Below are 13865 nucleotides of genomic sequence, written 5' to 3' on the forward strand. Positions count from 1 at the left end.
CCCGAATAGAACCCGTGATCACCCGCCGGGTTCGAAGGTTGGAGACCATCCTCATGTCCCGCCGATCATCCGCCTGACCGCGAGATTCCATCACAACCTGGTCGACGGCCTCGAGTCCCTCCACCTCGTGGAACAGTCGTTCCATGCAGCTGCGCCGCCGACGTTCTGCGGAGTCGCTGCCCGGTGGCTCGACGACCACTGCCCAATGGATGAACGGCATCTCGGAGATCAGCTCGATGGTTGCCGCTCGCACGGAGTCGACTGACTCGTACCAGTGCAACTTCTTCTGGCGCCGAGGCTTGAGTCGCATGAGACGCTGCCGAAGATCATCTAAGTCCTCCACGAGCGGCATCGACGCAACCATGATGTACGGGCCGCCGTGCCCAGTGCCGTTCGGCTCGGACTCATCGACGAAGGCGTACTGCATCAGCCCTCGCGCCGCGCGATCCCCAGGCTGGGGATTCGCGGTGATGTGAGCATGACGCGAGGCTACATGGACACGACGCCTGCGATGGATCGACTGTGGATGCCGACCTCCGCACGCCCTGATTCATCGCATGTCGCGGACCGGGGCGACGGAGTCGGGACGCAGGTCGAGCCGACGAAGCAACTGAGCGTTCAGTGCCACGACGATCGTCGACAGCGACATCAGGATCGCGCCCACCGACATCGGCATCACGAACCCGATCGGCGCGAGCACGCCCGCGGCCAACGGCACCGAGATCAGGTTGTACCCGGCCGCCCACCACAGGTTCTGCCGCATCTTGCGGTAGCTCGCGCGCGAGAGCTCGATGACCGAGATCACCGAGCGCGGGTCGTCGCTGGCGAGCACGACACCGGCGGAGGCGATCGCGACGTCGGTTCCCGCTCCGATCGCCAGCCCCACGTCGGCGCGCGCCAGGGCAGGAGCGTCGTTGACGCCGTCGCCGACCATCGCGACGCGTCGCCCCTCTCCCAGCAGATCGGCGACGGTGGACTCCTTGTCCTCGGGGCGCACTCCCGCGAAGAACCGACGGATGCCGAGCTCGTGGGCCACGGCGGCGGCCACGGGCTGGGCGTCGCCGGTGATCATCACGACCTCGATGCCGCGGTCGGCCAGCGCGCGCACGGCGGTCGCGGACTCCGGCCGGATCTCGTCGGCCAGGCGCAGGGCACCCACCGCGCGACCGTCGACGACCACGTGCAGAATGATCGATCCGTCGTTGCGCCACTCTTCGGCGACCGGCAGCTCCTCGGCGCCCTCCTCGTCGAGGAGGGCGGGGCCGCCCACGCGCACCACTCTGCCGTCGACGACCGCCCGCACTCCGACCGCGGGAGAGGACGAGAAGTCGGTGGATGCCGGAACTGCGAGGTCCCGCTCGTCGGCGGCGCGCACGATCGCCCGGGCGAGAGGGTGCTCCGAGTCCGCCTCGGCGGAGGCCGCCCACGCGAGCACGGTGTCGGCATCGGTGCCGGGGCCGGCCTCGATCGCCGTCACGGCCGGTTCGCCGCGCGTGAGCGTCCCGGTCTTGTCGAACAGGACGGTGTCGACCGTGCGCATGCTCTCGAGCGCCAGGCGATCCTTCACCAGGACTCCGCCACGGGCGGCGCGTTCGGTCGCGATCGAGACGACGAGGGGGATCGCGAGACCCAGGGCGTGCGGGCACGCGATGACGAGGACCGTGATCGTGCGCACGACCGCGGAGTCCGGCATCCCGATGAGCGTCCAGACCGCCGCGGTGGCCGCAGCCGATCCGAGCGCGAACCAGAACAGCCAGGCGGCGGCGCGATCGGCCAGACGCTGGGCGCGCGAGGTCGAACCCTGCGCTTCGGTGACCAGCCGCTGGATCCCGGCGAGAGCGGTGTCGTCGCCGACGGCGGTGATCTCGACGCGCACGCCGGAGTCGGTGGCGACGGTGCCCGCGACCACGGCGTCGCCCTCGTCGCGATGCACGGCACGGGATTCGCCCGTGATCATCGACTCGTCGAAGCGCGCCGATCCCTGCACGATCCGGCCGTCGGCGGGGACGCGCCCGCCCGGTCGGACGACGACGACATCGCCGACGCGGAGTTCGGCGGGCGCGACCGACACGGTCGCCTCGCCCTCGACCCGCTCGGCCTCGTCGGGGAGGAGCGCCGCCAGCGAATCGAGCGCGGAGGTGGTCTGCGCGAGCGAGCGCATCTCGATCCAGTGCCCGAGCAGCATGATCACGACCAGCAGCGCGAGCTCCCACCAGAAGTCGAGCTCGTGGTGCAGCAGGCCGAGGCTGGCGCCCCAGGATGCCAGGAACGCGACGGTGATCGCCAGGGCGATCAGGAGCATCATGCCCGGGGCGCGGCTGCGGATCTCGGAGACGGCTCCGGTGAGGAAGGGCGCACCGCCCCACGCGTACATGACGGTGCCGAGAACAGGGGACACCCAGCGAACCCAGGCCGCGTCCGGGAGGGCGTAGCCGATCAGATCGGCGAACATCGCGGAGAACCCCGCGACGGGCACCGCGAAGACCAGCATGATCCAGAACAGTCGGCGGAACCGCGCGACATGGTCCGCGTGGCCCCCGTGGTCCCCGTGCGCGGAGTGCCCGCCGTGCGCGGGGGTCGCCGCCGTGGTGTGCTCGTGGTGGTCGTGCGAGGTCATGGCATCCCTCTCTCTGGATCTCAGCGCGCGGACGGCTCCGCGCGGAACCGCCGCAGGCGCAGGCTGTTGGTGACGACGAACACCGACGACAGCGCCATTGCCGCGGCCGCGACCACCGGGTTCAGCAGGCCCGCCATCGCCACCGGGATCGCCGCGACGTTGTACGCGAATGCCCAGAACAGGTTGCCCTTGATGGTGCCGAGGGTGCGGCGCGCGAGTCGGACGGCGTCGGCGACGACGAGCAGGTCGCCCGAGACGACCGTCACGTCGCTCGCCGCGATCGCGACATCCGTCCCTCCGCCCATCGCGATTCCCAGGTCGGCGGCGGTGAGGGCTGCGGCATCGTTCACGCCGTCGCCGACCATCGCCACGACCCGCCCCTCGGCCTGCAGCGCTCGGACGACCTCGAGCTTCTCGGCCGGGGTGACCTCGGCCCGGACGTCGTCGATCCCGACCTCGGCGGCCACGCGCGCGGCGGTCGCGGCGTTGTCTCCGGTCAGCAGCACCGGTCGCAGCCCCAGACGGCGGAAGCGCACGATGGCCTCGGCGCTCGTCGGCTTCACGGTGTCGGCGACCGCGATCGCGCCGAGGTACTGCCCGTCGCGGGCGACGGCGACGATCGTGGCGCGCTCGGCGAGAGCGTCGAGATCCGGACCGGATGCCGACGGACTCGCGCTCCACTGATCCCGCAGCCACGACAGCCGACCGGCGACCACGGCCGAACCGTCCACGATTCCCTGGACCCCCAGGCCGGCGTGCGCGGCGAACGACTCCACGGACGCGACACTCCCCGCGGCCGCGGCGATCGCGCGCCCCACCGGGTGCTCGGACGCGGCCTCGACGGCCCCGGCGGCGGCGAGCAGCTCGTCGCGGCTCACGCCCTCGGCGGGAAGGACGTCGGTCACGGCCATGCGCCCCGTCGTGACGGTGCCCGTCTTGTCGAGGACGATCGTGTCGACCCGGCGCGTCTGCTCCAGCACTTGCGGACCGCGGATCAGGATGCCGAGCTGCGAGCCGCGGCCCGTCCCGACGAGCAGCGCCGTCGGGGTGGCGAGGCCCAGCGCGCAGGGGCACGCGATGATGAGCGTCGCGACGGCGGCGGTGAAGGCGAGCTCCAGCGACCCGCCGGCGACGAGCCACCCGACGAAGGCCGCGACGGCCAGCAGGATGACGACCGGGACGAAGACCGCGGAGACCCGGTCGGCGAGGCGCTGGACCTCGGCCTTCCCGGTCTGCGCCTCTTCGACGAGCCGGCCCATGCGGGCGAGTTCGGTGTCCGCTCCGACGCGGGTGATCTCGACGACGAGGCGTCCGCCGACGTTGATCGTCGCGCCGACGACGCGCGCGCCGGGTGTCACCTCGACCGGCGTGGACTCGCCGGTGAGCATGCCGGCATCCACCGCCGACGTTCCCTCGACGACCAGGCCGTCGGACGGGATCTTCTCGCCGGGCCGCACGACGACGACGTCGCCGACCGCGAGGCTCGCGACCGGTACCTGACGCTCGCGCCCGTCGACGAGACGGGTCGCCGAGGTCGCGCCGAGGTTCAGCAGGGCCCGCAGCGCGCTCGACGACGCCGTGCGTGCCCGCGCCTCGGCGTAGCGCCCGGCCAGGAGGAACACGGTCACGAGCGCGGCGACCTCGAGGTAGATCTCGTGGGCGCCCGCCTCGGGGGCACCGAAGAGCGTGAAGCTCATCGTCATGCCCGGCATCCCGGCCCCGCCGAGGAACAGGGCGTACAGCGACCAACCGAAGGACGCGATGACGCCGAGGCTGATGAGCGTGTCCATCGTCACGGCGCCGTGGCGCGCGTTGACCGCGGCCGCGCGGTGGAACGGCCACGCACCCCACACCGCGACCGGCGCCGTGAGCGTGAGAGCGAGCCACTGCCAGTTCTCGAACTGCAGCACGGGGATCATCGACAGGACCGCCACCGGCACGGCCAGCGCCGCACTGATGAGCAACCGGGTGCGGAGGGCGACGGCTTCGGGGTCGACCGTGTCGTCGGCCGGCTCGGCGACCGCGGGCGGAGCGGGAACCTCGGCGCGGTAGCCCGCGGCCTCGACCGTGGCGATGAGGTCGGCGGGGTCGAGGTCGGACCCGCGCACGCGCGCCTTCTCGGTGGCGTAGTTCACCGAGGCTTCGACGCCGGGCAGTTTGTTGAGCTTGCGTTCGATCCGGGTGGCGCACGAGGCGCACGTCATCCCCGTGATGTCGAGTTCGACGTCCGTGGCGCTCATGCGGGCACGTCCGCGAGGGAGTAGCCGGCCTCCTCCACGGCGTCGCGCACGAGCGCGGTGTCGAGAGGGGTGGTGCTGGCGATCGTGACGCGCGAGACGTCGCCGACGCGGAGGTCGACCGACACCCCCCGCACGTCGGCGATCTCGGAGATCTCCTCGGTGACGCTGCGGACGCAGTGCGCGCACGTCATCCCGGTGACGCCGACGTGCTGCACGATGGCGTCGTCGGGGAGGGGAGTGGATGCCGGGGTCTCCCCGCCGCGGATGTCGCGGAGGCCCAGGTCGATGCGATCGTTCATGGTGTTCTCCTCGGGGGTCAGGAGCGGACGAGGCGGGCGATGGCGTCGTTGGCCTCGCGGATCTTGTCGGCGGCGACCTGGCCGCCCTCCGCGCTGGCCTCCGCGACGCAGTGGCTGAGGTGATCCGAGAGCAGTGACAGCGCGACCGTCTCGAGCGCCTTCGTGGCGGCGGAGACCTGCGTGAGGATGTCGATGCAGTACTTGTCCTCATCGACCATCCGCGCGATCCCGCGCACCTGGCCTTCGATCCGGCGCAGTCGCTTCTGCAGATCGTCCTTGTGTCCGTCGTACCCGTTCATGCTCGATACCATACCCCCCTAGGGTATGCAGGAGGGCCGGTCGGCCAAATGTCATCCGTCTCCGGTTCCCACCTCGATCCTCATCTCCGACGCCCTCGGGCCCTACGTGCTCGACACGACCGCCGGCTCCACGCCGGGCGTTCCCAGCGGCGTCTGGCGACCGGCCGACGGGACCGGGCCGACGCTCGTCGCGGCCCATCCCCTCCCGCCGCTCCCGCTCATCGTCGACGAGTGGAGCGCCGGGATCGACTGGGTCGCCCGGCAGTGCGTCGGAGCGGATGTCATCCTCGCCGGCGACCTCAACGCCAGCCTCGACCACCTCTCGGGTCTCGGGGTGGGCGACGGCACGGTCGGCGAGTGCCGGGATGCCGCCCAGGACGCGGGATCCGCGGCGCGGGGCACGTGGCCCGTGCGCCTCCCGCCGGTGCTCGCCGCGCCCATCGACCACGTTCTCGTCGGCTCGGCGTGGAGCGTGCGCGGATTCGAGGTGCGCACCGACTTCGACGACGCCGGCAGCGACCACCGTCCGGTCGTCGCCGTGCTCGCGCGACGGTGAGCCGCGCGGGTCACTCCAGCGTCGGCGGCAGCACGTAGACGATGTCGTCGCCGTCGCGCTCGTGCTCGACGAAGCCGAGGTGCGCGAGAGCGGCGTGGGAAGGGTCGTCGTCGGCCGCGACGCAGGCGTAGAGCGGGCGCTCCGGCTCGAGTGCGGTGAGCAGGCGCAGCGCCTCGGTCGCGGACTCCCGCGTCCTGCGGGGCGTCATGGCCAGAAGCGCCTCGCGATCTCCGTCCACGTCGAGCGTCGCGGCGAGGCCCACCACCTCGTCGCCGTCGACGATCGCGCGCGCCGTGACGAGCTCTCCGTCCACCCACTCATCGAAGGCGCCGCGGTCGGCGAAGGTGCCGCGCGGCCACGACGATGCGCTCGCGTGCACCGCGGCGTACGCGGCATCCCGGTCGTCGTCACGGAGGTCGCGGAGCTCGATGCGGGTCATGGCGTCACGTTATCGGGCCGGTCGCCGGCGACGGGATGCCTTGCGCTCGGCGCGACAGCGTCAGTAGAGGCCGTGCATCGTGAGCCAGAGGTGAGCGGAGCGCGCCGTGTCGCGGTCTCGGATCGCCTCGGCGAGTCCGTCGAACAGCTGGTCGCAGTCACCCTCTCCGGTGCACATCCACCCCTGGAGGTTCCGCCGCACGACGAACTCCGTCTGACGCAACGTCTCGCGCAACACGATGTTGCCGGACGCGTGCGTGAAGTGGGCGAGTAGGGCGAAGCCGGCGTCGACGTAGGCGGGCGACGACTGCGAGCGGGCGGCGTCCGCGACGGCGCCGAACAGACGCACTCCCTCGGCGATGTCGTCATCCGAGCAGCGCGGCAGGGCGAGGTGCATCGTCATCGCGATCATGTGCACCGCGTAGTCGCGCATGTCCGACATCTCTTGCGCCGTCGGGGTGCTCACGCGGGTGAAACGGTGGGGCGAGACCTCGACGAGCCGGATCGCCTGCAGGCGCTGCAGCGCCTCGCGCACGGGCGTGCGGGAGATGCCCATGTGGGCCGCCAACTCGACGTCACGGAGCCGGTCTCCGGGCCGAAGGCGCCCGTCGACGATCGCCTCGCCGAGGGCCGCATACGCCTCGTCGACGAGGGCGGAAGGCTGTCGCCGCGCGTCCACACGCGGAGTCTATGCCGGTCGGTTATCACACATCGCCGTCATAAGTCAGGAATTCATAGGTTTCGTGTCGCGCGAAGTGCTTTCGCGGAGGTAAAGTGATCGCCGTCACGCCTTGCGTGACATATCCGGGGGGATCCGTCGACGCCCGGGCTTCGAGCTTCTGCTCAGCCCGGGCGTCGTATGGGCTTAAGGGCAGCGCGCCCGTGACGGCGTGCAACGTTTGTGTCACGGTCCCGTGCGCGGCTCGGGTGGCAGCCGTTAGCGTGGGCAGTGACCGGCGCGCTCGGTGCCGGCACAGCGCAGAACGGCACGTCGATGAGCACGCAGGGCACGGTCAAGTGGTTCAACTCGGAGAAGGGCTTCGGTTTCATCGCTCCGGATGAGGGCGGTCAGGACGTCTTCGCTCACTACAGCGCCATCCAGTCGGGCGGATACCGCTCGCTCGAGGAGAACCAGCGCGTCGAGTTCGACGTCGCGCAGGGTCCCAAGGGCCTGCAGGCAGAGAACATCCGACCGCTTTGAGGGACTCCGCCGCTGCGCCGTCCGCGCGCGGCGCGGGTCAGCGCTCCGGCCGGACCAGGTCCAGGCCGGCCGCGGCGAACTGTCGCAACGTCGCATGCGGCAGGAACGCCCGGGTCAGCGCGGCGCCGATTCGCGTGAGATCGGCCTCGTCCCGGAAGAGCAGGTACATCGTCTCGTACCGCGGGTGGAACTTCTGCTTGAACCGGTGCAGCGACGAGAAGCCGTAGACCGGTTCGAGAATCTCGGACAGCCGCTTCTGCAGATCGGCGATCGCCCCGGCATCCTCGGGATACTCGTGCGCCAGCGGCGCGCCCGACAGCGACATCACCTCGGCACCCTCTTCGGAGAACGCCTTCGCCGACGAGCCGATCAGGTACTCCATGACGGGCCCGAAGCCGCCGTCCCGTCGCCGCATGAGGTCGAGCGTCCATCCGCGCACGCCGCCCTCGCCGTAGATCGGCAGCCAGGACAAGAACCCGTCGACGTCGCCCGCCGGTGAGATCGCGAGGGCGACGCGCACCTCGGGGTCGCCGGCCTCCTGCAGCGTCCCCAGGGTGAAGCCCATCTCCGGCAGGCCCTTGTCACCCACCCAGCTCTCCGAGATCGCGCGCAGCTGCTGCCGCACGCCCCAGCTCTCGTCCGCGAGGCGGGACAGCCGGAAGGTCATTCCCTCGCGCTCCGCCCGGTTGAGCGACGTGCGCACGGCGCCCCACGCCTTGCCCGTGAACTGCAGCCCGGGAAGGTCCACGATCGTGTCGTCGGCGACGACGATGCTGCGCCAGCCCGGCGGCAGAGCTTGCCGCGTGGCGTCGCCGGCGCTGAAGAAACACGGCGCGAGGCCGGCGTTCTCGGCCCGCTCGACGAAGGACCGGACGGTGTCGGCTCGCGTGTCCACGGGGCCGAGCGGATCGCCGAGCGCGAGGGCGACACCCGAGCGTCGCTGGAACGCGACGATCCCGCGGCCGAAGCGCGCGTACGACATCCCCTCCCACGTCGTCATCCAGGACAAGGTGCCGCCGCCGGTGGCGCGGAGCTCGGTCTTCACGGCCTCGACGTCGGGGGCGGGCGTGTCGCCGAGCGCTGCGCGTGGTCGCGCCCGGAACGCTCCGCGGACGAGGATCAGATAGACGGATGCCACGACCCACGTGACGGACGACGCGAACGTGATCGAGAGGTCGAGGTCGATCGTGCCCTCGATGCCACCGAGACCGATCGCCAGCACGATCACCCCGAGGAGGACCAGCAGGAGGGCGTTGAGCGCTCCGTAGATCACCAGGAGCACCCACGCCCATCGGCGTCCCCGGCGCAGACCGGTGGCGACGACGAGGACGACGACGGTGTTCACGGCGACGTCGACCCACGAACCCGACACCGGTGCGGACGTGCCGAACGGACCGGTGGTCGGGCTGAGGTACGTCAGGATGTCGATCGCTCCGAGGGCGCACACGACGACGAACGCGATCAGACGCTGCTCTCGGACCGACACCCCCTGGGGACGCAACGACCGGTCGACGCCGAGAACGAGGGCCACGGCCAGCACGTGCTCGAGGTCGTTGAGCGATCCCCAGTACAGGAAGACCACCGAGACCACGGCCACCAGTACGGTCCACGCGCGCAGACGCCACGGCGACGGGAGCAGAGAGATCGCCGCCGCGAGGCACACCACGATTCCGGGGGAGGGGCCGACGTCGAGCGCGGTGGCCTGCTCCTGAGCCCACGGCCAGGGGAGGAAGGCGGCCGCCCAGAGCACTGCGGATGCCAGGAGCACCGCACCGAGCTGTCCGCCGACGAAGTAGGCCGCGGCGACGCGTGATCCGCGACGGAACTCCAGATACCCCATTCCGGCCAGTCCCACGATGAGCACGGGATAGAGCCACGGCACGGACACGAAGAACGTTCCGGTGAGCGGGGTCCACCACCGTCCGGCCTCCAGTGCCGGAAGCCCGTAGGCGACGGTGTCGTGCAGCGATGAGGCCGCGAACGGCGACCACAAGCCGGCGGATGCCACACCCACCGCGAGCAGGATGACGACGAGCGCGGCGGTGGCCGGGAGACGGCGGGCGACGGCGGCGACGCGACGGAAGGTCAATCTCTCCCCCATGACGCTCACGATAGGGCACCGTGGCGCCGGGGCGGCGCGTTCACCCGTGCTCCGCGGCTCTCCACGCGGCGCGAGCCGCGGAGAGGGCCTGGAAGGCATCGGTGGCGGCGCGGGCAGCGGCCAGGTCGCGTCGAGCGGCGTCGAGACGGAGTCGGACCTCGATCGTCGGCGCATCCGCGAAGGCCTCGGCCGCGGCGACGGCCGCGCGGGCGCACGCGAGGGTGCCGGGAAGAGCGGCGCGGGCGGCCTCGAGCCGCTGACGCGCGCTCGGCGCCGCGCCGAGCGCATCGTCGCGCACCTCGCGGGCACGAGCCACCGTCTCGATCGCCGCGCGCGGGCGGCGGGGGAGTGCCTCGGCAGCCGCGTCGATCTCCGCCGCGACGATGGCCAGACGCTCGGCGGCATCGGGCGCGCACGCCCCCGGTCGGGTCTGCACGATTTCCCTCGCCGCTGCGATCTCGGCCTGGGCGGCGGCGATCTCGACCGCCGCGTTGTCGGCGGCCTGCAGTGCGATGCGGTGCGCGTCCTCGATCGCGCGCAGCATCCGCCCGGCCCGGCGCAGGGCCGCGGTCGCCTCGAGGACCCGCGGCTCGGCGACGGCAGGGTCGTTGACGGCGGCGTCGGCGGCGTCCAGCGCGGCGTCGGCGCGCTCCAGCGCCGCCCGTGCCTCGCTGTCGGCGCGGTCGGCATCCGCCCACTCCACATCGTCGAACCGCTCGCGCACATCGGCGACGAGCCGTGCGGGATTGCCGCTCGTGCGCGCGATCTCCTCGCGTCGGGCTCGAGCCGCGACGATGCGCGAGGTGGTGCTGCCGTGCGTTCCCGCCCACGCCGTCAGCCGGGCGCGGGATACGTCGACGGCGGTGATCCGACGTTCCAGCTCGTCGCGCAGCCGCACGGCGTCGGTGCGCCGATCGGACGGGAGCCGCGTCGACGACGCGAGGGCGGCGACCTCGGCGAATCCACGGTCGCGCCCTCGCAGGGCCGCCGCCCGCGCTCGCCGCAGATCGGTGGGCGCATCGTCGTCGCCGAGGACGTCGGCCGCTTCGAAGGCGATGTCCAAGTCGGTCGCCGCGTCGTCCAGGCGCAAGAGCGCCGACTCGGCGGCGGTGCGCTCGGCGGCTGCGGCTGCGGCGGCTCTCGGAGACCGTCGGCGTGCGCGGACGATCAGTGCGACGACCGCGACGACCACGAGCGCCGCCAGCAGCGCGAGCGACGCCGGAAGCGTCCAGCCGATGTCAGACACCGTCGGGGGAACCGGCGACGAACTGCTCCTCTGCCGCGGGCTCCGGCACCAGGAGCAGCGCGCGCAGCTGGTCGGTGTCATCCACCGCGGCCTGGGCGCCGTCGGCCTCGTGCGGCCAGCTGAAGCCCCAGCGGACGAAGATCACCGGCACACCGGCATCCGCCCCGCCTTCGACATCATGGTGCCGATCGCCGATGAGGACGGGGCGCGAGGTGTCGTAGCCGCGCACCTCCAGGCGCCGCAGTGCTTCGCGCACGATGTCGGACTTCGCGCTGAGCGTGCGCTCGTCGGGCGACGCGCCGACGGTGGCCTCGAGCGAGGAGGCGAGACCGAAGTGGTCCATGAGGGCAACGACCTGCACCTCGGGCTTCGAACTCGCGGTCGACTGCGGAATCCCGGCCGCGTGCAGATCGTGGACGAGCTGGGCGACGCCCGGGTAGAGCTGCGCGCTGCCGGTGTAGCCCTCGCTCTTGTTCAGTCCGCGGTAGAAGGTGACGGCTTCGGTCGCCTCGGCAGGCGTCATGCCGACGTTCACCTGGAAGGACTCGAACATCGGCGGCCCGATCCAGTGCGAGAGCTCGCCGCGCGTCGGCGGCTTCCGCCCGAAGTGTTCGAGGGTGATCGTCAGACGCCGGAGGATGCCCTCGGACGCGTCGACGAGGGTTCCGTCGACGTCCCAGAGGACGCACGACCAGGGGGAGCGCACGGGCATGGCCTCCACGCTACCCGGCGGTTCGCGGCACGAGCCCCGCGCCATGACGAACCGCACGAGACCGGAGTCAGAACAGCCGCGGAGCGCCCGATTCGGTGCCCTTCATCCCCTCGTAGTCGAGGGTGAGGCAGCGGATGCCGCGATCGGTCGCGAGCACGCGGGCCTGGGGCTTGATCTCCTGGGCGGCGAAGACGCCGGTGACCGGCGCCAGGAGCGGGTCGCGGTTGAGCAGTTCGAGGTAGCGCGTGAGCTGTTCGACGCCGTCGATGTCGCCGCGACGCTTGACCTCGATCGCGATCGTGCCGCCGTTGTCGTCGCGCAGCAGCAGGTCGACGGGGCCGATCGCGGTGGGGTACTCGCGGCGGACGAGCGTGAGGCCGTCGCCGACGACCGAGACCTGCTCGGCGAGGAGTCGCTGCAGGTCGGCCTCGACGCCGTCTTTGATGAGGCCGGGGTCGACGCCGAGTTCGTGGGTGCTGTCGTGGAGCACCTCGTAGATCTTCACGACCAGCGCGTCGCCGGACTTCTTGTGCGTCACGCGCCACTGCTCGACGACGCCGACGCTCGCGGCATCCTCTTCGGGCTCTTCGACGGTGAGCGTGCACGGCGGGCTCATCCAGTTGAGGGGGGCGTGCTGCACGTCTCGATGGAACGCGACGGTGCCGTCGGCCTTGATCATGACGAGACGGGTAGCGAGGGGGAGATGCGTGTTCAGTCGACCGGAGTAGTCGACGGAGCAACGGGCAATGACGAGGCGCACGGCTCCATTGTCCCAAGAAGCGCCCTCACGCGAGGTCGTCGGTCGTCACTCACCTGCTAGCGTCCACACGACGAACAGGATGCGAGACCATGTCCGAACTCTTCCGCAATGCCCAGCAGAAGCCGAGCTCGACCGAACGCCTGATCAACCCGGTCTTCGCGCAGCCCGGCGAGGCCACGACGCTCCCGCGCTTCGAGATGCCCGACAACATGATGTCGAGCGACACCGCCTATCAGCTGGTGCACGACGAGGCCATGCTCGACGGGAACTCGCGCCTGAACCTCGCCACCTTCGTGTCGACGTGGATGGATGACAACGCGAAGCGGCTCTACGCCGAGGCCGCCGACAAGAACATGATCGACAAGGACGAGTACCCCGCCACGGCGGCCATCGAGGATCGCTGCTGGCGAATCCTGGCCGATCTGTGGAACGTGCCCGACGCCGACGACACCATCGGTACCTCGGCGATCGGCTCCTCCGAGGCCTGCATGCTCGGCGGTCTCGCGCTGAAGCGTCTGTGGCAGGAGCGTCGCTCCGCCGAGGGCAAGCCGCCCGGGCTGCCGAACCTCGTGCTCTCGGCCGGCGTGCAGGTGGTGTGGGAGAAGTTCTGCAACTACTGGGACGTTGAGCCCCGTTACGTGCCCGTCTCCGAGGAGCACCTCGTGCTCGACGGCTTCGAGCTGGAGAAGTACGTCGACGAGAACACCATCGGCGTCGTCGCGATCCTCGGTCAGACCTACACCGGCCTCTACGAGCCGGTCGAGCAGATCGCCGCGAAGCTCGACGAGATCCAGGCCGAGCACGGCTGGGACATCAAGATCCACGTCGACGGCGCCTCGGGGGCGATGGTGGCGCCGTTCTGTCAGCCCGATCTGGTGTGGGATTTCCGCGTCGAGCGCGTGAACTCCATCAGCACCTCAGGCCACAAGTACGGCCTCGTCTATCCCGGGGTGGGGTGGGTGGTGTGGCGCAACACGGCCGCCTGCCCCGAGAGCCTGATCTTCCACGTCAGCTATCTCGGCGGCGATATGCCCACTCTCGCGCTGAACTTCTCGCGCCCCGGCGCCCAAGTGCTGCTGCAGTACTACCAGTTCCTGCGCCTCGGTCGGGAGGGCTACCGCATCGTGCAGCAGAACTCGATCGACGTCGCCACCTATCTGTCTTCGGAGATCGAGAAGATGGAGCCGTTCGACCTGGTGAGCCGGGGCGACACCATCCCCGTCTTCGCCTGGAAGCTGGCGCCGGGTGAGCGCAATTGGGACCTGTTCGATCTCGCCGATCGTCTGCGCATGCGCGGCTGGCTCGTGCCCGCCTACCCGATGCCCGAGAACATGCAGGATCTCGTCGTCCAGCGCATCGTGGTGCGCCTCGGCCTCAGTCACGACATGGCCGAGCT

14 protein-coding genes are annotated in these 13865 nt (G+C 71.0%); 3 read left to right on the forward strand and 11 right to left on the reverse strand.

The genetic code is table 11. The features are described from left to right. The 5 genes from LQV45_RS07975 to LQV45_RS07995 form a co-directional block, all read right to left on the reverse strand. The coding region (locus LQV45_RS07975; RefSeq protein ID WP_230006529.1) for a hypothetical protein at positions 1 to 427 on the reverse strand (427 nt) is incomplete at its 3' end. Positions 428 to 550: 123 nt separating this feature from the next. Next, the gene (locus tag LQV45_RS07980) at positions 551 to 2617 is read right to left on the reverse strand and encodes a heavy metal translocating P-type ATPase (protein WP_230006530.1); all 2067 of its coding nucleotides are present in this window, start codon (positions 2615 to 2617) and stop codon (positions 551 to 553) included. 20 nt (positions 2618 to 2637) lie between these two features. Next, positions 2638 to 4857: a cation-translocating P-type ATPase gene (locus LQV45_RS07985; RefSeq protein ID WP_230006531.1), complete on the reverse strand. Its 2220-nt coding sequence runs from the start codon at positions 4855 to 4857 to the stop codon at positions 2638 to 2640. After that, positions 4854 to 5156: a heavy-metal-associated domain-containing protein gene (locus LQV45_RS07990; RefSeq protein WP_230006532.1), complete on the reverse strand. Its 303-nt coding sequence runs from the start codon at positions 5154 to 5156 to the stop codon at positions 4854 to 4856. Before LQV45_RS07990 ends, LQV45_RS07985 begins: the two co-directional genes overlap by 4 nt. Before the next feature lie 17 nt (positions 5157 to 5173). After that, positions 5174 to 5455, reverse strand: coding sequence for a metal-sensitive transcriptional regulator (locus LQV45_RS07995; protein ID WP_228162000.1), 282 nt, complete (start codon positions 5453 to 5455; stop codon positions 5174 to 5176). Positions 5456 to 5480: 25 nt separating this feature from the next. On the opposite strand from LQV45_RS07995, the gene LQV45_RS08000 reads away from it, so the two are divergent. Beyond that, entirely contained in the window at positions 5481 to 6011 is a 531-nt protein-coding gene (locus LQV45_RS08000) for an endonuclease/exonuclease/phosphatase family protein (protein ID WP_230006533.1), read from the forward strand. A gap of 10 nt (positions 6012 to 6021) precedes the next feature. Here the strand turns inward: LQV45_RS08000 and LQV45_RS08005 are convergent, their stop codons facing one another. Both LQV45_RS08005 and LQV45_RS08010 read right to left on the reverse strand, forming a co-directional pair. Next, positions 6022 to 6450, reverse strand: a complete 429-nt coding sequence (locus tag LQV45_RS08005) for a hypothetical protein (protein ID WP_230006534.1) — start codon at positions 6448 to 6450, stop codon at positions 6022 to 6024. A gap of 60 nt (positions 6451 to 6510) precedes the next feature. Continuing rightward, the gene (locus LQV45_RS08010) at positions 6511 to 7128 is read right to left on the reverse strand and encodes a GntR family transcriptional regulator (RefSeq protein ID WP_230006535.1); all 618 of its coding nucleotides are present in this window, start codon (positions 7126 to 7128) and stop codon (positions 6511 to 6513) included. 315 nt (positions 7129 to 7443) lie between these two features. Between LQV45_RS08010 and LQV45_RS08015 the strand changes: the two genes are divergently transcribed. After that, the gene (locus LQV45_RS08015) at positions 7444 to 7650 is read left to right on the forward strand and encodes a cold-shock protein (protein WP_076492588.1); all 207 of its coding nucleotides are present in this window, start codon (positions 7444 to 7446) and stop codon (positions 7648 to 7650) included. Between the two features lie 37 nt (positions 7651 to 7687). Here the strand turns inward: LQV45_RS08015 and LQV45_RS08020 are convergent, their stop codons facing one another. The 4 genes from LQV45_RS08020 to nucS form a co-directional block, all read right to left on the reverse strand. Next, positions 7688 to 9751, reverse strand: coding sequence for a bifunctional lysylphosphatidylglycerol flippase/synthetase MprF (locus tag LQV45_RS08020; protein WP_230006536.1), 2064 nt, complete (start codon positions 9749 to 9751; stop codon positions 7688 to 7690). 40 nt (positions 9752 to 9791) lie between these two features. After that, a complete protein-coding gene (locus LQV45_RS08025; RefSeq protein WP_230006537.1) occupies positions 9792 to 10997 on the reverse strand; it encodes a hypothetical protein in 1206 nt (401 codons plus the stop codon). Continuing rightward, positions 10990 to 11709: an HAD hydrolase-like protein gene (locus LQV45_RS08030; RefSeq protein ID WP_230006538.1), complete on the reverse strand. Its 720-nt coding sequence runs from the start codon at positions 11707 to 11709 to the stop codon at positions 10990 to 10992. Before LQV45_RS08030 ends, LQV45_RS08025 begins: the two co-directional genes overlap by 8 nt. Positions 11710 to 11776: 67 nt before the next feature. Further along, on the reverse strand, positions 11777 to 12469 hold the full coding sequence (gene nucS / locus LQV45_RS08035) for an endonuclease NucS (RefSeq protein WP_138174074.1): 693 nt from the start codon (positions 12467 to 12469) through the stop codon (positions 11777 to 11779). 89 nt (positions 12470 to 12558) lie between these two features. Here nucS and LQV45_RS08040 point away from each other — a divergent pair. After that, the coding region (locus LQV45_RS08040; RefSeq protein WP_230006539.1) for a glutamate decarboxylase at positions 12559 to 13865 on the forward strand (1307 nt) is incomplete at its 3' end.

The sequence above is a fragment of the Microbacterium sp. Bi128 genome (genome assembly GCF_918698205.1).

Excerpts from the sequence above, each read along its gene's own strand:
- LQV45_RS08015 (WP_076492588.1), top strand. The coding sequence starts at position 7,444 with ATGAGCACGCAGGGCACGGTCAAGTGGTTCAACTCGGAGAAGGGCTTC.
- LQV45_RS08005 (WP_230006534.1), bottom strand. The coding sequence starts at position 6,450 with ATGACCCGCATCGAGCTCCGCGACCTCCGTGACGACGACCGGGATGCC.
- LQV45_RS07985 (WP_230006531.1), bottom strand. The coding sequence starts at position 4,857 with ATGAGCGCCACGGACGTCGAACTCGACATCACGGGGATGACGTGCGCC.
- LQV45_RS08030 (WP_230006538.1), bottom strand. The coding sequence starts at position 11,709 with ATGCCCGTGCGCTCCCCCTGGTCGTGCGTCCTCTGGGACGTCGACGGA.
- LQV45_RS07990 (WP_230006532.1), bottom strand. The coding sequence starts at position 5,156 with ATGAACGATCGCATCGACCTGGGCCTCCGCGACATCCGCGGCGGGGAG.
- LQV45_RS07980 (WP_230006530.1), bottom strand. The coding sequence starts at position 2,617 with ATGACCTCGCACGACCACCACGAGCACACCACGGCGGCGACCCCCGCG.
- LQV45_RS08000 (WP_230006533.1), top strand. The coding sequence starts at position 5,481 with ATGCAGGAGGGCCGGTCGGCCAAATGTCATCCGTCTCCGGTTCCCACC.
- LQV45_RS08020 (WP_230006536.1), bottom strand. The coding sequence starts at position 9,751 with ATGGGGGAGAGATTGACCTTCCGTCGCGTCGCCGCCGTCGCCCGCCGT.
- LQV45_RS07995 (WP_228162000.1), bottom strand. The coding sequence starts at position 5,455 with ATGAACGGGTACGACGGACACAAGGACGATCTGCAGAAGCGACTGCGC.